This window comes from Amycolatopsis pithecellobii, assembly GCF_009707865.1.
In the GTDB taxonomy this organism is placed as follows: Bacteria; Actinomycetota; Actinomycetes; order Mycobacteriales; family Pseudonocardiaceae; genus Amycolatopsis_E; species Amycolatopsis_E pithecellobii.
On sequence record NZ_WMBA01000050.1, the window covers coordinates 41551 to 61569 of the forward strand.

General features: G+C 64.9%; 19 protein-coding genes. 15 read left to right on the forward strand and 4 right to left on the reverse strand.

Features of this window, described 5'->3' with window-relative positions; translation table 11 throughout:
• Positions 1–24 precede the first annotated feature (24 nt).
• Together GKO32_RS26835 and GKO32_RS26840 are read right to left on the reverse strand one after the other, a co-directional pair.
• Positions 25–1401, reverse strand: a complete 1377-nt coding sequence (locus tag GKO32_RS26835; protein ID WP_154759683.1) for a class-II fumarase/aspartase family protein — start codon at positions 1399–1401, stop codon at positions 25–27.
• Positions 1402–1409: 8 nt separating this feature from the next.
• Positions 1410–2249, reverse strand: coding sequence for a FadR/GntR family transcriptional regulator (locus GKO32_RS26840; protein WP_154759684.1), 840 nt, complete (start codon positions 2247–2249; stop codon positions 1410–1412).
• A 416-nt stretch (positions 2250–2665) separates the two neighbouring features.
• Between GKO32_RS26840 and GKO32_RS26845 the strand changes: the two genes are divergently transcribed.
• From GKO32_RS26845 to GKO32_RS26870, 6 genes are all read left to right on the forward strand, one after another.
• On the forward strand, positions 2666–4108 hold the full coding sequence (locus GKO32_RS26845) for an ABC transporter substrate-binding protein (RefSeq protein WP_166459744.1): 1443 nt from the start codon (positions 2666–2668) through the stop codon (positions 4106–4108).
• A 21-nt stretch (positions 4109–4129) separates the two neighbouring features.
• Positions 4130–5074 carry an ABC transporter permease gene (locus GKO32_RS26850; RefSeq protein ID WP_154759686.1) on the forward strand — a complete coding sequence of 315 codons (945 nt, stop codon included), beginning with the start codon at positions 4130–4132 and terminating at the stop codon, positions 5072–5074.
• The gene (locus GKO32_RS26855) at positions 5071–7026 is read left to right on the forward strand and encodes a dipeptide/oligopeptide/nickel ABC transporter permease/ATP-binding protein (protein ID WP_154759687.1); all 1956 of its coding nucleotides are present in this window, start codon (positions 5071–5073) and stop codon (positions 7024–7026) included. The genes GKO32_RS26850 and GKO32_RS26855 overlap by 4 nt, the downstream gene beginning before the upstream one ends.
• Positions 7023–7853 (forward strand): ATP-binding cassette domain-containing protein, encoded by an 831-nt coding sequence (locus GKO32_RS26860; protein WP_154759688.1) that lies wholly within the window; start codon positions 7023–7025, stop codon positions 7851–7853. Before GKO32_RS26855 ends, GKO32_RS26860 begins: the two co-directional genes overlap by 4 nt.
• Positions 7854–7977: 124 nt before the next feature.
• Entirely contained in the window at positions 7978–8994 is a 1017-nt protein-coding gene (locus GKO32_RS26865; protein ID WP_154759689.1) for an NAD(P)-dependent alcohol dehydrogenase, read from the forward strand.
• A 25-nt stretch (positions 8995–9019) separates the two neighbouring features.
• Positions 9020–9601 carry a TetR/AcrR family transcriptional regulator gene (locus GKO32_RS26870; protein ID WP_154759690.1) on the forward strand — a complete coding sequence of 194 codons (582 nt, stop codon included), beginning with the start codon at positions 9020–9022 and terminating at the stop codon, positions 9599–9601.
• Between the two features lie 3 nt (positions 9602–9604).
• Here GKO32_RS26870 and GKO32_RS26875 read toward each other — a convergent pair whose 3' ends face one another.
• Positions 9605–10198 (reverse strand): nuclear transport factor 2 family protein, encoded by a 594-nt coding sequence (locus GKO32_RS26875; RefSeq protein ID WP_154759691.1) that lies wholly within the window; start codon positions 10196–10198, stop codon positions 9605–9607.
• 15 nt (positions 10199–10213) lie between these two features.
• On the reverse strand, positions 10214–10885 hold the full coding sequence (locus tag GKO32_RS26880) for a GntR family transcriptional regulator (RefSeq protein ID WP_166459745.1): 672 nt from the start codon (positions 10883–10885) through the stop codon (positions 10214–10216).
• Between the two features lie 117 nt (positions 10886–11002).
• On the opposite strand from GKO32_RS26880, the gene GKO32_RS26885 reads away from it, so the two are divergent.
• The 9 genes from GKO32_RS26885 to GKO32_RS26925 are packed head-to-tail and all read left to right on the forward strand — an operon-like array spanning position 11003 to position 19933.
• Positions 11003–11698 (forward strand): VOC family protein, encoded by a 696-nt coding sequence (locus GKO32_RS26885; protein WP_208024555.1) that lies wholly within the window; start codon positions 11003–11005, stop codon positions 11696–11698.
• 6 nt (positions 11699–11704) lie between these two features.
• Positions 11705–12565 carry a fumarylacetoacetate hydrolase family protein gene (locus tag GKO32_RS26890; RefSeq protein ID WP_154759693.1) on the forward strand — a complete coding sequence of 287 codons (861 nt, stop codon included), beginning with the start codon at positions 11705–11707 and terminating at the stop codon, positions 12563–12565.
• Positions 12562–14535 carry an acetoacetate--CoA ligase gene (locus GKO32_RS26895; protein ID WP_154759694.1) on the forward strand — a complete coding sequence of 658 codons (1974 nt, stop codon included), beginning with the start codon at positions 12562–12564 and terminating at the stop codon, positions 14533–14535. The genes GKO32_RS26890 and GKO32_RS26895 overlap by 4 nt, the downstream gene beginning before the upstream one ends.
• A complete protein-coding gene (locus GKO32_RS26900; RefSeq protein ID WP_154759695.1) occupies positions 14535–15302 on the forward strand; it encodes an SDR family NAD(P)-dependent oxidoreductase in 768 nt (255 codons plus the stop codon). Before GKO32_RS26895 ends, GKO32_RS26900 begins: the two co-directional genes overlap by 1 nt.
• Positions 15303–15334: 32 nt before the next feature.
• Entirely contained in the window at positions 15335–16381 is a 1047-nt protein-coding gene (locus tag GKO32_RS26905) for an ABC transporter substrate-binding protein (RefSeq protein ID WP_154759696.1), read from the forward strand.
• Complete coding sequence (locus GKO32_RS26910; protein ID WP_154759697.1) at positions 16378–17271, forward strand: ABC transporter ATP-binding protein; 894 nt, start codon at positions 16378–16380, stop codon at positions 17269–17271. The genes GKO32_RS26905 and GKO32_RS26910 overlap by 4 nt, the downstream gene beginning before the upstream one ends.
• Positions 17271–18149, forward strand: coding sequence for an ABC transporter permease (locus tag GKO32_RS26915; RefSeq protein WP_154759698.1), 879 nt, complete (start codon positions 17271–17273; stop codon positions 18147–18149). Before GKO32_RS26910 ends, GKO32_RS26915 begins: the two co-directional genes overlap by 1 nt.
• A 31-nt stretch (positions 18150–18180) precedes the next feature.
• Entirely contained in the window at positions 18181–18936 is a 756-nt protein-coding gene (locus GKO32_RS26920; protein ID WP_154759699.1) for an SDR family NAD(P)-dependent oxidoreductase, read from the forward strand.
• A gap of 31 nt (positions 18937–18967) precedes the next feature.
• Positions 18968–19933, forward strand: a complete 966-nt coding sequence (locus GKO32_RS26925) for a VOC family protein (protein WP_154759700.1) — start codon at positions 18968–18970, stop codon at positions 19931–19933.
• The last annotated feature ends 86 nt before the right edge of the window (positions 19934–20019 follow it).

The following is a 20019-nucleotide window of genomic DNA, read 5'->3' on the forward strand; positions in this document are numbered from 1 at the left end:
GTTCAGCCCGGTGCACTCAGGGGACTAAGGATGGGGCAAGGCGGCTGAGTCGATCGCGTCGGCCGCCTTCCTCGCACGGTCGGCGGACTCGAGGGAGATGGCGGTGGAAAGGCCGATATATGAACTGGGATCAGCGAGATCGGCGAGGTCCGACGAACTCAGGTTTTCCGAGACTCGCGGGTCCTTGGCGAGGGCGTCGGCGAAGCTCGTCCCGTTTCGGGCGGCCGACGCTGCATTGTGGACAATCTCATGGCTGTTCTGCCGGCCTACGGAAGTTCCCAGCGAAAGCATCACGGCCTCCGACGTGATGAGACCACCGGTGAGATCCAGGTTCGTCCGCATTCGCGTTTCGTCCAGCTCGAGCCCGGACAGAACGAGCACCAGTCTCGTGAGCAGATCCCCCGTGAGCATGATCGCCTGCGTCATCGCGTTGTCCATCATGGACTGGCAGGCCCCGTCGGCTTCGTGTTCATGAAGCACAGCCTCGAGGGCGAGCGGAACCAGCGTCCTTATCTGGGCGGACAACGCGGTGATGTCCTGGCACAGTTGTGGATTGACCTTGTGCGGCATAGTGGAGCTTCCGATGGTTTCACGCGGAGCCGGTTCCCGTACTTCACCCAGTTCTGTCTTCATCAGAGTTGAGATCTCGCGTCCGATTCGTCCACCGGTGGCGGCCAGCATGGCGAGCAAACACACATATTCCGCGAATGGATCCGCCATGGTGCGCGCGGGCACGTCGGCAGGGCGGAGGTCGAGACGATCCGCCACCCCCTGTTGTATTCGCGGTCCAAGGGAGCCGAACGACGCGAAGTTCCCTACCGCCCCACCGACAAGAGCGACAAAGAGCCGGTCTTCCGCTTGGGCGAATCGATCGACGTGCCTGATGAGGTCGTCGATCCACGTCGCGACCTTGAAGCCGAAGGTGATCGGCACCGCGTGCTGGCCATGGGTTCGACCGGCCATCACGACCTCGGCGCCGCGTTCGGCCAGTCCCGCTGCGGCGCGCAACGCGCGGCCGAGCCAGGTGCGAAGGAGGGAATGTGCTTGCCGCACCAGGAGAACGTCTCCGGTCTGGGTCACGTTCTGCGTGGTGACTCCCCAATGGACCCACCCCCCATGTGGTTCCCCAGCCACCTCGCTGAGCTGGGTGATCAGGGGCATCAACGGATGGCTGGTCACTGCCATGTCATGCTGCACGCGAGCCAGATCGAAGTTGCTCAGCTGTGCGGCGCGCGCGATCACGGTGGCGGATTCTCCCGGAATCACGCCAAGTTCCGCTTCGGTGAGTGCGAGCGCCGCTTCGACGTCAAGCCAGCGTTGCCACCGGTTCTCCCTCTCGAACAACGGGCTGATGCCGGGCTCGGGAACCCGGCCATCGGTGAAACGGGTACTGGTGCGCATGGGACGAGTTACTCCTCGGCTTTCATTCCGTGCCGCTGTGCGCGGCGGACATCCTGGACGATCGCGACTTCCGGGGAACGCTCGCGGTCCATCCTTTCGTAGCTGGGAACCAGTGAGCGCAGGTGCCGGCGGGTCGCGGCTTCCGCCGCGGCGGAGTCGCCGGCTTCTATGCACGCCAGGATTTCCTCGTGCTCGTGGTTGATCGTCTTCCATTGCCGATTCGACACCCGTTCGCGGGCGAAGCGTTCCTGGAGCACACGTTGCACGGGACTGGCCAAAATGGACAGCCAGGGATTGTGAGCTGCGGTGATCACGCCCAGATGAAACCCATAGGTGTAAGTGAAGATGTCGTTGACATCGACTGCGCGCGGGTCGAACAGCGCCCTCCGCAGCGAGGCGAGATCTTGTTCGGTGCGGCGCACCGCCGCGAGTGCACTGGCGGGAACTTCCATGATCTCCCGGATCTCCATGAGGCCGGACAGGGGGCCGTGGGCGCTTGCCACCATGAGAGACATGCTGCGCTGCAGGAAATCACCGACCCGGCTCGGGCTCGGCACGGTGACGAAAGTGCCACCGGACACCCCTTGCTTGAAGATCACCAGGCCTTCCGTGGCCAGCGCGATGAGGGCGCTGCGGGCGGTGTGCAGACTGACGTCGTACTGGGCAGCGAGTTCCGGGCCCGTAGGCAGTTGGTCTCCTGGTTGGAGTGCGCCCGAAATTATCTCTTCACGCAACCGCGTCGTGATCCGGTGCCACTGTGTCGACTGCCCGCTCGGGTTCGACGGTCGGGTCGCGGAGCCACCGGCCCTTCGCCGGCCGGCGGGCGATACCTTGTCTCCCTTGCTCATCGAGCACACCTGGAAATCTGCAAATTGCTTTTCGTTACCATTCCGATGCCTCGCTCTTCCGGTCTCCTCCGGCAGGTCGTTGACGTTTTCTGAAACGCTAAGTTAACATACCCAGCAAAACATTACATGTTTGACGCAAGCCGGAACCCCGCCCGGGAGCGGGCGTGCTAGTGGCCGCTTCGCGCAGGTGGCCGGAAAAGAACCGTGTCCTTTGTGGACACAAGTGTCCCTTGTGGCAATTCGAGAGAAATGACAACGAGGTCAGTGACATGGTCAGCATCTTGCGAATCTGGCGGACGGCGTTGAGGAGAGTCCATGGTGGATGGTCACGGCGTGCGCTGGGATTCGGCGCTGTCGTGGCCATGTTCGTGGTCGCAGCCTGCGGTGGTGGTGGGGCGGGCAGTGGTGCATCGCGGGTGCTGAATCTCGCTATGGCGCAAGGTCCGACCAGTCTCGATCCGGCGCAGTTCAACACCGCGTTCAACTGGTATTGGGACCTGGCCTATGAAACACCGATCAGCATGGCGCCGGACGGAAGCCTGCGGCCGGGACTCGCGACGAACTGGGGGTACGTCGGCGACGGGAACCGGGTATTCGACCTGACGTTGCGGCCCGATGTGAAGTTCAGCGACGGATCTCCGTTGACCGCCCAGGTGGTCAAGGCGAACCTCGATCGGAACAAGGAAAAGGGAAATCAGGCGGCAAGCAGGTGGGCCGACAAGACCGTCGACGTGACAGGACCGTTGAGCGTCCGGATCACGAGCGAGAAACCTGACCCCTCGATCCCGTGGTCGCTCACGTCCACACTGGCCGGCGGGCATGTGGTCAGCGACGGGGGCTTGAACAGCCGAGATCAGCTGGGGACTCACACGCTCGGTGCGGGCCCGTACGTGCTGGACGCCGCGAGCACAGTCGCGAACGACCACTACACGTACGTCCCGAACCCTGACTACTGGAACAAGAACGATTTCCGCTATGAGCGGGTTGTCATCAAGGTCATGCCGAACCTCAACTCGGTTCTCAACGCGATGAAGACCGGGGAGATCGATGCGGCTCCGGGCGACTATACCGTGGCCGGTGCCGCGAAGAGCGCGCGACTGACGGTGACCTATCAGCCTTCGCTGATGATGGGCCTCGATTTGCTCGACCGCCGCGGAGAAATCGTGCCGGCGCTCGGGGATGTGCGAGTTCGCCAGGCACTCAACCTGGCCGTGAACCGTGACACCATTTCGTCGGCTCTGTTCGGTGAGTACGGCAAGTCGACCGATCAGACGGTCGTTGTCGGACAGCCTGGCTCCCTGCCGGCGGCCACTTATCAATATGATCCCGAGAAGGCGAAGAAACTGCTGGCCGACGCGGGTTATGGCAATGGCCTCACGATTCCGACGCTGACCACTTCGTACAACGGGCAGAGCAGGGTGGTCCAGGCGATCGCGGCGGACCTGCAGAAGGTCGGCGTGACTCTTGACCTGAAAAACATCGACTACGCCAGTTATTCCGATGAATTGCGTTCGCGAAAATACGGAATAGCCGGAATCGGGTTCGGAACGCTGCCGAACATGCACATTCAGGGGCCTACCCTGTATTTGCCGAACGCCGCGACCTACAACCCGTTCAAGTCGGCGGACCCGACGATCACCGCCACCTATGACAGGGCCGCCGGTGCTGCGACCGACCAGCAGAGCGCGTTGTTCCAGCAGGTTCAACGCCAGCTCGTCGACCAGGCTTGGTTCGTATTCGTCACGGCCGCACCGAAGTTCTACTTCGCGCGACAGGGCATCACTGGTCTGGATGTCCCCGCCGTTCGCCCCTTGGCCAACGCCACGTGGATACGCCCGGCGAGCGGGTCCGGGGCGTAACGTCGAAAAGAGGTTGAAGACATGGGCCGTCTCGTGGTGAAGCGTCTCCTGCTGTCGCTGCCGTTGGTTCTCATCGTTTCCATGCTGACCTTTGTCATGCAGTCGCTGGCACCGGGTGATCCCGCGAAACGAATACTGGGCGACCAGTACACCCCGGAGCAGTACGCGACCTTGCGGGCGCAGCTCGGGCTCGACGCACCGATCCACGTCCGTTACTGGAATTGGTTGAAAAGTGTGTTCGAAGGATCGATGGGACAATCGCTGTACAGCCACGAACCCGTGACAACAGTCCTGAATGATCGCGTCGGAGTCACCATCTCCCTGGTTGCCGCGACTTTGGTGGTTGCCGGTGTCATCGCGATCGGCCTCGGCATCCTCAGCGCTGTTCGCAAGAACGGTGTCCTGGCCCGGGTGGTCGACGTCGTCTCGCTTGCGGGGCACTCGGTGCCGACGTTCTGGCTCGGGTTGGGGTTGGTGGCTGTTTTCTCGGTGCAGCTGGGGTTGTTCAACTCGGGGGGATACATTCCGCCGGAGCGTTCCCTGACCGGCTGGGCGTGGAGTCTGATCTTGCCGGTTGCGACCTTGTCGTTCGGGGCCGTCGCCCTGATCGCGAAGCTCACTCGTGATTCGATGCTCGAGGTCCTGGACCGAGAGTTCATCACCACCCTCAGAGCACGGGGTGTGCCGGAACGCACGATCATCTTCCGGCACGCTTTGCGGAGCGCGGCTATTCCGATTGTGACGGCATTGGGTTTGCTTCTCGTCGGATTGCTCAGCGGCACCGTGATTGTCGAGACCGTGTTCGGCTTGCCAGGGCTGGGCGGCGCGGCGGTGCTCGCGACGACGAAACAGGATGCGCCGCTGATCCAGGGCGTCGCTGTGTACTTCACACTCATCGTGGTCGTCGTGAATTTGATCATCGACATCTTGTACGCCTGGCTGAACCCGAAAGCGAGGATCTCATGACGGTTTCCCCGCCGGAAACGGACTCCCCATCGTCGGCCGCCCCTCGCCGGGCGACCATGCTGCACCGGATCCTCCGGCGTCCGCTCGGCGCGGCAGCCCTGACTCTCTTGGTGTGCCTGGTGGCCGCCGTGTGGGCGGCACCCCTGGTCGCGCCGTACGACCCGCTGGCGCAAGACTTGCAGTCGGTTTTCGCCGGACCATCGTTCCAGCACTTGCTCGGTACCGACGATCTCGGCCGTGACGTGCTGAGCCGGCTGCTCTATGGCGGTCAGGTCAGTTTCATCGGTGTGGCCTATGCGGTCGGAGTGATGCTCCTGTTGGGAGTGCCGCTTGGCCTGTTGGCCGGGTTCGTCGGCGGGCGTGCCGACGCCGTGATCCGTTCGATCACGGATATCGTGCTCGCGATTCCGAACATCATGGCGCTGCTCGTCGTGGTGTCGACGTTCGGGCAGAGCCAGGCAGCTGCGATGGTGACGTTGGGCTTGCTCGGCGCCCCAGGAACCGTCAGGATCGTGCGGGCGGCGACGATAGCCGTACGCAAGGATCTCTACGTCACGGCGGCTCGCGTGTACGGCCTCTCGACGTTCCAGACGATGGTCAGGCATATCTTGCCGAGAATTTCCGGTCCCATCATCGTCAAGGCCTCCCTGTTCGCGGGAGCGGCCTTGCTCACCGAGTCCAGCTTGGCGTTTCTCGGGCTGGGCGTGCAGGAACCACAACCCACTTGGGGCGGCATGATCAGCAGCGCATCGCTGTACCTGAGCGACCACAGCTGGGAGATCGTGCCGCCCGGTCTCACCATCGCGCTGACCGTGCTGGCGTTCGGGCTTGTCGGGGACGCATTACGTGACGCACGAGGCCCGGTGACGGCGAGCAAGGTGCGACGCCGTGCCCGGCCGATTGTTGACCGGGGCACGGACAACACTCGAGATCTCGGGTCCGAGAACAACGCGCCGCTCTCGCCTGACGCTTGTTTGGCCGTCCGGCACCTCACCGTCGATTTCACAACTCCTGAGGGCCGCCGGACGGTCGTGGAGGACGTGGGATTCGAGATCGGTTACGGGGAGACAGTTGGACTGGTCGGCGAGTCCGGTTGCGGAAAGAGCATCACAGGGCGTGCACTCCTCGGTCTCCTGCCGGCCGGGGGAGAAGTGGTGCGGGGAGAATGCCGGTTCGAGGGAAAGGACCTGTTTCGGCTCGGTAGAGCGGAGATCGGCCGGCTTCGCGGCCGGCGTATCGGGTTGATCGCACAGGAACCGATCGCGAGCCTCGATCCCAACTTCACCGTGGGCAACCAGATCGCCCAAGTCTTGCGCCGGCACGACAAGATGACACGCCGCGCGGCCAAGGCACGCGTGGTGGAGTTGCTTCGTCAGGTGGAGATGCCCGACCCGGAGGGCGTCGCGCGGAAGTACCCTCACCAGCTGTCTGGAGGTATGGCACAGCGGGTTTCCATCGCCGGCTCGCTGGCCGCCGAGCCCGCACTGCTGATCGCCGACGAACCGACGACCGCGCTCGATGTCACCGTCCAAGCCGAAATCTTGAAGCTGTTGCGAAGGATCCAGCAGGACACTGGCATGGCGATTCTCCTGATCACCCACGACTGGGGGGTCGTCGCCGACATGTGCAGCAGAGCGATCGTCATGTACGCCGGTCAAGTGGTTGAATCCAGTGAGGTCCGCACCGTTTTCCGTGAACCACGCCATCCCTACACCAACGGGCTCCTTCTTTCGAATCCCCATGGCGCTCAGAAGGGGTTACCACTGCCGGCCATCGCCGGCACGGTGCCGGCTCCGGAGAATTGGCCGACGGGCTGCCGGTTCCACCCGCGTTGCCACATGAGTACCGCGGACTGCGCGGCTGGGCGCATCCCGCTGTTGGAGCCAAGCGCCGGTCATCGAACCCGGTGCATTCATCACGAGGACCTGAAGCGGGAGGCGATCCTTCGATGAGCGCAGACCTGCTGCGACTCGACAATGTCATTGTCGACTATCAAATCGGCCGGCGGAAGCGCCAGTTTCGTGCCGTCTCCGGTGTCAGTATGAATATCGGGGCCGGCGAAACATTGGGGCTCGTGGGCGAATCAGGCTCGGGCAAGAGCACGGTGGGAAATGCGATCTTGGGTTTGGTGCCCCTGTCTTCCGGCAGCATCGCATTCGACGGTCGCGACATCACGCGAGCAAATCGTGCCGAGCGCCGTCTCCTCAGCAGGGACTTGCAGGTTGTGTTCCAGGACCCGTACAGCTCCCTCAATCCCGCCAGGACCATCGGGAAAACGCTTGCGGAGCCGCTCTTCGTTCACGAGAAACTCAGCCGTCACGAAGCGAGCAAGAGGATTGCGACGGCGCTTTCCAAGGTCGGCCTTCCACCGGAGGTAGCCGACCGCTATCCGACGCAGTTTTCCGGAGGGCAGCGACAACGAATTGCCATTGCCCGCGCACTCATTCTGTCACCGAAACTGATCGTGTGTGACGAAGCCGTGAGCGCGCTGGACCTGTCCGTTCAAGCACAAGTGCTCAACCTCCTCGTCGAGTTGCAGCACGACCTGTCGCTGAGCTACTTGTTCATATCGCATGACCTGGAGGTTGTGCGGTACGTGGCGCACCGCGTCGCCGTCATGCGTCGCGGTGAGATCGTCGAAGAGGGACCGGCCGAGCGGGTTTACCAGGAGCCGAAACACGTTTATACCAGGGCATTGCTGGCGGCGGCACCTGCACCCGATCCTGACGAGCAGGAGCGTCGGCGTCCACTTGCGATGGGTTGCAGCGGCAAGCTCTGATTCCCCCTCGACTTGCACATCGCCCCCCCAGCCCGGGCCTGAAGTTCTCCGTTCCCTGCGGCACCCCTTCCGATACGGTACACTTCCGTATCGTAAGTTATCGCGACTCTCGGAAGGAGCAGGCATGCAGGTCGAGGCGTTTGCGGCGATGAAGGCCGGAGGTCCGCTCGAGTCGTATCGATACGACAGTGGGCCGCTGGGGGCGGAGGAGGTCGACGTCCGGGTCACTCACTGCGGCATCTGCCACACCGATGTCGACATCATCGACGACCACCACGGGATCGGTCGCTTTCCCGCCGTGGCAGGGCATGAGGCCATCGGCGTGGTGGAAGCGGTCGGCGATGGCGTCGACACTGCCCGGATCAAGGTGGGGGACCGGGTCGGCGTGGGTGCCATCGCCGGGTCGTGTATGCGATGCACCACCTGCATCGCGGGGCGCACGCAGTTCTGCGCGCACCGCGACGACACCGTCTTGCGCGGTGTCGGGGGCGGCTTCGCTCGCTATGTCCGGGCCAGCCAGTGGCGGCACGTTCAGCCGATCCCGGACGCCATTCCCTCGGCTGAGGCGGCGCCGCTGTTGTGTGCCGGCGCCACGGTATTCGCGCCGATCCTCCGCTACGGCGTCCGGCCGACCGACCAGGTCGCAGTGGTCGGCCTCGGCGGTCTCGGTCACCTCGCCGTGCAGTTCCTGGCCAAGTGGGGCTGCGAGGTGACCGTGATATCCCGGTCCCGCAACAAGGAACAGGACGCCTATTCGCTGGGCGCGACCGATTTCGTCGCCTCCGGTACGCCGGGCGAACTGGAGGCGGCGGCCGGACGATTCGATTTCGTGTTGTCGACGGTCACCGCGGATCTGCCCTGGGGAGATTACCTCGACACATTGCGCCCCGGTGGCACGCTGTGCTTCGTCGGTGTCCCGCCCTCGTCGATCACCGTGTCCGCGATGAACCTGCTGCCCAATGCCAAGACGATCGGCAGCGGGATTCCCGGTGGTATCGAGGACACTCGCCAGATGCTGGCCTTCGCCGGACGGCACGATATCCGGTCACAGGTGCAGACGTATTCCCTTCCGGACCTCGACAAGGCGCTCGACAGTGTGCGCGAGGGCAGTGCCCGCTATCGCGCCGTTCTCGAGCTGTGACGTACGACGAGTTATCGTTTTCGTCGTGACGACGGGACGACCACGAGACCCGCACCGCGACAAGGCGATACTCACCGCGGCCAGGGAACTCATCGCCGAGCGCGGCTATGCGGGTCTGTCGATCGAAGGCGTCGCCGCGAGGGCCGGGACGGGGAAGACCACCATCTACCGGCGGTGGCGCGAAAAGCGTGAGCTGGTCCTCGCGGCGATGGACGACTACGTCGGTCACAACGACGCGGCGACCGAGGACACCGGATCGCTGCGGGGTGATCTCCTCGCCTACGGGCGCAGGCTCGCCACGCTGTTCAACGGATTCGACGGGCGCTTTTTCCTCGGTCTCATGCAGGGCTACACCGCGGATCCGAGTTTCGCCGAAGCGGTCGTACGGAACAGCGCCAGCGGGATACACCTCCCGCCGGCGGTCATCCAACGGGCCGTCGAACGCGGTGAGCTCTCCGGCCCGGTCGATCACCAGCTGTTCGAGGAGATCGTGCCGGCGCTGGTCATCATGAGACTGATGCGGGGCCAGTCGCTGGACGGCAAGTTCGTCGACCATGTCATCGACGACATCGTGCTGCCGGCCTTCGAGAAGGCCGGCAGCGCATAGGCCTTACCCGGCCGGAAGGGGCTTCCCGTCCAACCAGTCGCGGCCGTTCGCGTAGAGCGCCTCCACTTCCGGACCGCGGAGGCCGGGGACATCGGTGTACACGTTCATCCCCGCCTTGCGCTGGCAGAAAAGCAGATGCCGGCAGCCGTACGGAAAAGCCGCCAGCGCTTCGTGATCGAGCCGCGGCGCCCGGCCGGGCGTCACGGGATCGATCCTGTCCTTCTCATAGACCGGCTCGCGGAGCACGATTCGCCACGCTCCGTCGCGGCGCTCGAAGAAGTCGTAGAACCGCCCGACGCAGGTGACGTCGACCTCGGCGTCGTCCAACGTAAGCCGTTGGGAGATGGACATCTTCGTCTGTGCGACAGCACGCGAGCCGGACACTTCGATCGCCGATCCGCCGAGAAAATGATGCACCATCACGCCCTTGTCGAAGCCCGTGCGCGAGGCGTTGACGAAATCGTCGGCTGATCCCCGGAACCAGGTCGTTTTCATGCGGCCGTCGTCATGCCACGTGGACCGAAGCTGCTCCCAAGCACCGGCGTCGCGCCACACGGCCCATCCTTCGATGACAGCACGGATCTCGGAACTGTCCATTCAGGACTCCTTGTCTCATGGCGCCAGTACGCCCGAATCGAGAACGTCGTCTGTGGTCCGGCGCAGGTGCCGTTCGAGGGATTCGACCGCCAGCGGATCCCGGGAGGTCGCCAGCCGCATCAGTTCGCGATGTTCGGCCGGAATGTCACGCTCGGCGAACCGGGAACCACCCTCCGACAGCTGCCGGTAGAGCTCGGCTCCGTCGCGCAGAGAGTTCGTCAGCGCGAGCATCCGGGGGTTCGGGCACGCGGACACCAAAGCGATGTGGAACGCGGCGTGCGCATCGCTCCAGGCCTGGGTGGTCCCGGGTTCGCCAGCCAGCGTGAACGTCGCGCGTTCCAGCACATGGTGCGTGGAGACGACCGCGGCCTCCCATTCCACGTCCCCGTGCTCGATCGAAAGACGCAGCGCCTCGCCTTCGAGCAGGACGCGAAGATCGGTGATCGCGATCAGGTCCGAACGCGAGATGCTGACCACGCGGAAGCCTTGATTCGGGCTGAGCTCGGCCAGGTTGTTTTCCGCGAGCCGGGTGAGCGCCTCACGCACCAAGGACTGGCTCGCGTCGTACTTCGCCGCCAGCGCGGCCAGGCGCAGCGGTTCCCCGGGGGCGAGTTCGCCGCGCAGAATCGCTGATCTCAAGAGGTCGTGCATCCGTGCCGCACGCGTCGTCGGTTTGGTTGGCGCCACAGCGGCAACGTACCACATCCACATGAATCAGCTAGATTCTCAAAAATCTATTGCATCTTCGTGAATCATCGGACATGCTCGGGCCACTCAACGACGAGGCCCCGAGGAGGTGGTCCCGTGAATACGGGCCACAGTCAGTACTTCCGCACTCCCAAGCCACGCCCGATCCGGCCGCCGAAGCTCCATCACGCGACCTTCATGACGATGGACGTGGACGCCATGGTTTCCTTCTACGAGCTGGTCGCCGGGCTGCAGCCGGTCTACTACGCGCAGCACGCGGCGTGGCTCACCAACGACGACGCGAACCACCGCATCGCGCTGCTGCGGCTGCCCGGTGTGCACCCGCCGGTCGACAAGCCGCACAGCGCCGGACTCCACCACACCGCGTTCGAATACGACACCTTCGACGGGTGGATCGACAACTATGTGCGCCTGCGAGACGCCGGTGTCCTGCCGACCGTCTGCCTTGATCACGGCATGACGATGTCGATGTATTACCAGGATCCCGATGGGAACGGCGTGGAGATCCAGGTCGACGTGTTCGGTGACTGGGCGGCGTCGAAGGAATGGATGTGGGCTTCGCAAGAGTTCAGCGAGGACCAGATCGGGCCACAGTTCGATCCGGAAGAGCTCGTCGCCGCCTACCGATCGGGCGCGACCAGCGCGGAAATACACACCCGCGCACGCAAAGGCGAATTCGCCCCTGAGCAGCCCCGCACGGTGCTCACGTTGGACGATCCCTGGCCCGCCAGGATTTCTTCGGATCCCTCGCTCGCCGATGGTGTTCCCGCACCCGCAGACTCGAAGGCCTGAACCACGATGCGTATCGCGAATCTCTCCCAGCGGGCCGTGCTGATCACGGACAGCACGACAGCCGTCGATATAGCCGAGGCGAGTGCCGGGCGATTCGGTCCGTCGCCACGGCAGGTGTTCGAACAGTGGGATGCCTTCACGGCGTGGGCCGAAACCGCGGATTTGAGCGGTGGTAAGGCTTTCGAACCGGCGGACCTCGGCGCTCCGGTCCCCGATCCGCAGCAGGTGTTCGCCATCGGGCTCAACTACCGTGACCACGCCGACGAGGCACAGCTCGCACATCCCGAACATCTCGTCGTGTTCACGAAATTCGCGTCCTCGCTGGCCGGGCCGAATGTGACCGTTGAGCTGCCGAGCGAAAGCGTGGACTACGAAACCGAGCTTGTCGTGGTCATCGGCCGCGAGACCCACCAGGCCGATCTCGAGACCGCGGCTGCTGCGATCGCCGGCTACTCCGTCGGCCAGGATTACAGCGACCGGGGTGTCCAGCTGCGCGGCCCCGCGCCCCAGTTCAGCCTGGGCAAGTCGTTTCCCCACTTCGGGCCGTTCGGGCCTGCCGTGGTGACAGGTGACGAACTCGACGATCCCGGAAAGCTGCGGATCACAGCGGTCCTGGCGGGGCCGAGCGCAGGAGAAGCCGGGACCCGCACGGTGCAGGACGGCACCACTGCGGACCTCATTTTTCCTGTTGATCGCATCATTTCCGACCTCTCTCAGGTCGTGACGCTGCATCCCGGCGACGTGATCTTCACGGGTACGCCCGCCGGCGTGGGCCAACCCCGCGGCCTCTTTCTCGAACCCGGCGACACGCTGACGAGCACGATCGACGGTATCGGCACGATGACGAACAGATTCACGTCGCGATGAACGACACCACAGCCCACGGCGAGACGATTCTGTGGGAGCCGGAAGCCGACGCGATGGCCGGCCTGATGGGGAGGTTTCTCGCTGCGGCAGCCGAAGAGTGTGCCGTCGACCTTCCGGACTACCGGTCGGCGCTGGCGTGGTCGACCGACGATATCGCCGGCTTCTGGGACCGGGTCCGCCGTTGGTTCGATCTCGTCGGCGACTGGCGCGGCCCGGTGCTCACCGACGAGCGCATGCCGGGAGCGAAGTGGTTTCCGCTGTCCCGCCTCAATTACGCCGAGAACGTCTTACGTCATGCACGAGGCGCGCTTGCCTCACAAGCCGCCATCGTCGATATCGACGAACATGGCCACCAACGCGAAATGTCTTGGCGTGACCTCAGTGATCGCGTCGCATCCGTGGCGGCGTCGCTGCGCCGGCTCGGTGTCCGTCGCGGCGATCGCGTGGTGGCCGTGCTGCCGAATGCGCCCGAAGCGATCATCGGCTTGCTGGCGAGTGCGAGTATCGGTGCGACCTGGTGCATCTGCTCACCCGACCTGTCGGCGACGGCTACCGTCGCGCGGCTCGGTCAGCTCGACCCGAAGGTGCTTATCGGATCACTCGGGTATCGCTACGGCGGTAAGTGGTTCGATCGGCGCGATCATCTCGATGAGATCGTCGCCCGGCTGCCCTCGCTCGAGCACGTCATCGAGGTCGGGCAGGACACGACGCGCATGTCTTTCGCGGAGCTGACAGCCGAGCAGGCGGAGCCCGGCTTCGACCGCGTCCCGTTCGACCACCCGTTGTGGGTCCTGTTCACCTCGGGCACGACAGGCTCGCCGAAGGGGATCGTGCACGGTCACGGCGGCATGGCCCTCGAGGCGGTGAAGGCGTGGGGTCTGCAGTTCGAGATGACGCCTGAGGACCGCTATTACGTCGCCGCCAACACCTCGTGGATGGTCTGGAACACGCTGCTGGCCAGCCTGATGTCGGGCGCGTCCATCGTCACCTATGCGGGCTCTCCCACCTTCCCGCGCGTCGACCGGCAGTTCGAGATCGTCGCGAATTCCGGAGCGACGATGTTCGGCACGGGCGCCGCATACCTCAAAAGGGTCCAGGAAGCCGGCCGATATCCGGGCGGCGAATACGACCTCTCCGCGTTGCGGCTGGTGATGTCGACGGGCTCCACATTGGCGGATGCCACGGCGAACTGGCTTCATGACACGGTGGGCGCCCGGGCGCGCCTCGCCGATACCAGCGGTGGCACCGATATCTGTTCGGCATTCGTCGGCGGCAATCCGCTGGAGCCGGTGCGTCTGGGCCGTATGCAAGGCGCGTTCCTCGGGGTGGCGCTGGATGTCTTCGACGAGAGCGGGAAAAGTCTGCGCGATACGGTCGGCGAGCTCGTCATCACGCGACCGATGCCTGCCATGCCCGTGTCGTTCTGGAACGACCCGGATGGGGCTCGCTATCGCGCCGCGTACTTCGAGGCGTATCCGGACGTGTGGACACACGGGGACTGGATCACGCTGAGCACCGATGGCACGTGTGAGATCCTGGGGCGCTCCGATGCGACGCTGAACCGGCACGGCATCCGGCTCGGCTCGTCCGAGATATACGGCGCGCTACAGCCTGTTTCCGGCGTCCTCGACGGGCTCGTCATCGGCGTCGAGCTGCCGGCCGGCGGGTACTGGTTGCCCCTGTTCGTCGAGTTGGACCAGAGCCGGAACTTCGACGACGCGCTGCGCGAACGAATCACGACAGCCATCCGCTCGAACGCGTCACCGCGCCATGTGCCGGACGAGATCATCCCGGTGCCCGCCATCCCGGTGACGCACACGGGCAAGAAAGTCGAGCTGCCGATCAAGAGACTGTTCGCCGGCGCCGATCCGGACGCGATCGATCGCGGTGCACTGGCGAATCCCGAGGCCATGGACTGGTACATCGACCGGGCGCGCGAGTTCCTGGCGTCCACAAAGGAGAAATCGTGATGAGCGCGGGAAACGCGAAGGTGTTCATCGTCACCGGTGGGCTCGGCGGGATCGGCGGCGAGGCAGCGCGTTTACTCGCCGAGTCCGGGGCGCATGTCGTCGTGACGGATGTGGTCGAAACGGGCGGCGCCGCTTTCGCCGCGGAGCTCTCCGCTGACGGGCCTGAAGCGTTCTTCGTCCAAGCCGACCTCACCGAGGAGGACGAGGTGCGCGCACTCGTCGAAAGCACGGTCGAGCGTTTCGGGCGCCTGGACGGCGCGTTCAACAACGCGGGAGTGACCCAGCACGAGAAACCGCTTGTCGAGCTGACCACCGACGATTTCATCCGCGTGATGCGCCTCAATGTCGTCGGGACATTCCATTGCCTCAAGCATGAAATGCGGGCGATGACCGGCGGAGGGTCCATTGTGAACACTTCCTCCGCACTCGGTGTGATGGCATTGCCGAACAGAGCGGACTACATCGCGTCGAAGCATGCCGTTTGCGGATTGACACGTGCCGCGGCGGTCGAAGGCGCGCCGCTCGGCATCCGGGTCAACGCGATCCTCCCTGGCTCGATACGCACGGCGATGGCCGAGGCCGTTTTCGGGTCGACGGAGTCCGCGGCGTACCTCGAGCGGGCGGCCGGCCTCCATCTGCTGGGCCGGCCGGGCGAACCGGTGGAGATCGGCCATGCGGCGCGGTGGTTGCTGTCCGACGAGGCGTCCTTCATCACGGGCGCGCTGATTCCCGTCGAGGGCGGCCTGACCGCGGGCCGACAACCATAACAACTGAGAACTGAGCAAAGGAGCTTGGTGACATGGACAACTCGGATTCCGTAATCCGCCGCCGCGCGGCCGCCGGCATTCTCGCGGTGATTGCGATCCTCGCCACGGCTTGTGGCACGACCTCCGGTGCGGCGCCCGCGCCCGGTGAACGGTTGTCCCTGGTGGTCGGCACGCGGGACGTCACGGCCTACGCATCATCCCTGTACTGGGCGAAAGCGCAGGGATACTTCGACAAAGAGAACCTCGACGTGTCGATCAAGGTCGGAGAGGCAGCGCACACCGCGCAGCTCGTCTCCGGGCAAACGGATCTCTATTGGGGCGCCCAAGGCGGACTGTTCGGGATCATCAACTCCGGCAAACCGGTTCAGACGATCTACGGGGTGGACGCAGGAGCGTACGGCTATGTCGTCACCGCGAACAAGGCGATCAAGACACCGGCGGAATGCCGGACCGTCAGCACTTCGACGCCCGGAACCGTGGTCCACGCATGGACGCGACAACTGGAGAACATCTACCACGTCAAATGGGAACTGTCCCAGCTCACCTCGGTTCCGGCCGTTGCCGCGAACGTCGTGAGTGGCCACACCGACTGTGCGGTGGGGAATGTCAACTGGTACCAGAGCGCCATCGAGGCAGGCCAGCTCGCGGTCATCCTCGATCCCGCCGACAAATCGAAACTCCCGCAGGGGTGGCCGACCCTCGGGGTGGAGGACGTCGTCGGTGGACTTCCCGCGACGTTGCACAAAAAGGCACCGGCCGTCGAGCGGTTCCTGCGGGCCTATGACAAGGCGCGGAAGGACTTCATCGCGGCCGACCCGAAGGGGATCGCGCAGTCACTCATGTCCTTCGACGCCGCCTGGAAAACCTATGGCTCCGTGGATGTGCTGGCGACCGCGATCGAGGAGTTCCGGCCGTTCCTCAGCCCGAACGACGGCTTCGTCTCCGCCGAGACCTGGTCGAAGACGCTCGACTTCTTCAAGGCTGGTGGTCTGGACTTCATCTCGCCGGACACCGCCGAGCTCGGCTACGCGAAGGCAGTCGACATGTCGTACTTCAAGACGGCGATTGGACAACGATGACACCTCCGCTGCAGTTGTCGAAGCGATCCCTGCCGGCCAAACCGTCCGACGGCATCGGGGGCACGACGGGTGCCTCGATCGAATTCCGCGACGTCGGCTACCGATATCCGAGCGGGCTCGAGGTCATCAAGGGCCTCGACCTCGGTATCGGCCGGGGACAGAGTATCGGCGTCGTGGGTCCCAGTGGATGCGGGAAGAGCACCGTGCTCAGCCTCATCGCCGGGCTCCGCGAGGCACAGGCAGGACAGGTTCGAGTGGACCCGGACGGCACGGGTCGTCACCTGCTCAGCATGGTCTTCCAGAAGGACACCGTGCTGCCGTGGCTGACCGTCGAGCAGAACGTCCGGCTGCACCACACCTTTACGAAGGCAGGACACGGAAAGCGCTCGCGGCAGTCCCGGCAAGCCTTCGACGAACGGATTCGTGAGCTCATCGCCATGGTCCATCTCGAGGGCTTCGAGAAGGCCTATCCCTATCAATTGTCCGGTGGGATGCGCCGGCGAGTGGCGGTACTGACCGCCGTCGCCGCACTTCCCCAGATCCTGCTTCTCGACGAACCGTTCTCCGCGATCGACGAGCCCAGCCGCGTGGCCATCCATCAGGACGTGTTCGACATCGTCCGTGAACTCGGGATCACCATGGTGCTGGTGACGCATGACCTGGCGGAGGCCGCCAGCATGTGCGATCAGGTCTACATCATGGGGCCCCGGCCGACCTGTGTGTTCAGCAAGCACGACGTTCCGTTCGGCGCGCATCGCGACATGATGTCGTTACGGGAGAGCACCGATTTCCTCGATTTGTACAGCACGCTGTGGCGGGACTTGCACCTTCAGATCACCGCACAACAGGCAGGAGAAGCGACTCGCGTCGACGGTGAGGTGAACGAGTAATGGCGGCAACGAAAGTGGTCGATCAGTCCACTGTGGACCTGGCGGGCCAACGCGCCGGGGATGTGCGCAGGCAACGGCTGAGCACCCGGTCGAGGAGCGTACGAATCGCGACCCAGGTGCTCGTCGCCGCGGCGGTGCTGCTGGCCTGGCAATACCTTCCGCAGATCGGGAATCTGTCCGAGTGGCGATTCCTGGATCCGTACTTCATCAGTTCGCCGGAACTGGTCTACGACAGCCTGGTGAAGCTGCTTTTGGGGCGGAGCGGAGTACCTGCCGTCTGGCCATTCCTGTGGCCGACGTTCTTGGCGTCACTCATCGGACTGGTGATCGCCATGGTCGCCGGCGGGCTGTTCGGCCTGCTGCTCGGAAGCTTCGAGTTCGCCGGGGCGGTGTTCCGCCCCTTCGTGGTCGCGCTCAACGCGGTGCCCCGCATCGCGCTCATCCCGATCGTGGTGGTGCTCTTCGGCAGCGGCCTGGCCAGCTCGATCGTCGTCGCCTTCCTCGTGGTGTTCTTCGTGGCGCTGTTCAACGCCTACGAGGGCGCGCGGACCGTCGAGGTGCACGTGCGGCACAACGCGCGTCTGCTCGGTGCCTCGGGGTGGAACATCATGTGGCGGGTGCGTTTTCCTTACGCGCTCGCCTGGACGCTGTCGAGCCTGCCGGTGGCGGTGAGCTTCGCGATCGTGTCCGTCGTGACGGGGGAGATCCTCACCGGCGGCGCGGGTATGGGCCTGCTGATCACGACGGCGACCAACGCCTCGAATACCAGCATGACCTTCGCGGTGATCATCGTCCTGTCCGTCTGCGCCCTGGCGATGCTGCGGGTGGCCGACGAGTTCAAGCGCCGGGTGCTGCATTGGTGGATCCAGGCCGAATGACCCCCACGATCATGAACACAGGAGGATCTCGATGAGTACACCCGCCTCCGGCGACGCCGCTCGCGTCGTCGCCGTCACCGGGGCCGGTTCCGGTATCGGGCTGGCCACCGCATCGGCTTTCGCCGCGGCCGGGATGACCGTCGTCGGGCTCGACCTGCGCGAAGGCCCGCCCAGCGAGGGGGTCGGCTGGATTCCGTGCGACGTCGCCGACGACGCTTCGGTGAGCGCCGCGTTCGCCGCTCTCGGCGATGCGCACGGAAAGCTCGACGTCGTGGTCAACAACGCCGGGATCGGGGGGAAGGGGACGGTCGAGACGGCGACCGACGAAGCGTGGCTCCAGGTCTTCGGCGTCAACGTGTTCGGCGTCGCGCGAGTCAGCCGGCACGCGATTCCCCTTCTGCGGGCGGGGCACGCGGCCACGATCGTCAATGTGGCGTCCAGTGTCGCCGTCGCCGGGACCCCGCTGCGCGCGGTGTACAGCGCGTCCAAAGGCGCGGTCGCCGCGCTCACCCGGGCGATGGCCGCCGATCTCGTCGCCGAAGGCATCCGGGTCAACGCGGTCTACCCGGGGCCGGTACACACCGCAGTCACCGGTCGCTACGACGCCGATCCGGTTGCCGCGCGGCAGATGCTGACCGCCCGGATGCCGTTCGGGCATCTCATCGGCGCCGACGAGATCGCGCGGGCGATCGTGTACCTCGCCGATCCCGCCAACCGCTCGCTGACCGGCGCCGAGTTCCGCTATGACGGTGGAACCACCGAGCTGGTCAACTTCGGCACGGCATAAGGCTTTTCGGCTACCAAGAAAGGGCAGGAACATGGCAGGTCTCGTTCAGGTCGCCGTGTGCACGGCGAACATGCCGCGCACGATTCGCACGCTGGTCGAGGTTTTCGGCTTCACGAGCGCGGGCGGCCGGCCCCGGTGGGGCGAGTTCGCCGCCCGTCTCCAGCAGTTGCCCAGTGGTGATGACACCGCGGTCATGCTGTGGTGGATGCTCGGACGTCAGGAATTCGCGCAGATCGAACTGTTCCACCACTACAACCCTCCGCAGCGGCCCCGGCCCGCGGGGTGGCGGCCGTCGGACCTCGGCTGGGTGCGCTACGGCATCACCGTCTCCGACTTCGACGCGGTGCTCGAGCGGCTGAGTGCGGCGGGGGAGTCGACGCTCACCGACCCGGTGACCGTGGACGGGGCGCGGCGGGTCTGCTTCCGGGAGTCCACATCGGACGTCATCGTCGAGATCATCGAGGAGACCGGGGAGACAGCCGTTCCCGGCGTGCGGCCCGGCCCGGCACTGACCTATGCCGCGGCGTCGGTGTCGGATCTGGAGCTCGCGCGTCGCCAGATCCGGGAGGTCTTCGGGTTCGCCGAGATCGCGTCCGACGCCCTGCACCGTCCCGAGCACGAGGCATTGTGGGGACTCGAAGGCGCCCGGCGAACCTGCGCGGTCTTCCAAGCCGGCGAAATGCTGCTCGAGGTGATGGAGTACGAAACCCCCGAGCCGAAGGCCCCGGCTCCCGGCGCACTCCTGAGCGATCAGGGCTTCATGAACGTCGCCATGGGGTACCGGGATCGCGATGAACTCCTGCGTGCCCGCGACGCGTCCGAGCGGCTCGGAATCCGTTCGACAGCCGGGATGCCGGCGGTATCGGGCGGCTTTTATCTGCGTCTCGTGGACAACCTCTCCGTCGAGATGCTGCTGGCGCCCGAAGAGTTCGCGAGCTCGTTCGGCTTCGAACCGCAGGAGATCGCCCCGCCGGGAAACCCGTTCGCGCGGAAATAAGCCACCGGAGATTCGTATGCCGAGGTGCTGGGCTTCGGAAACGCCGGCGGCCGACCGCGCTGGGGGGGGGGGGGGGCCGGGGCGGG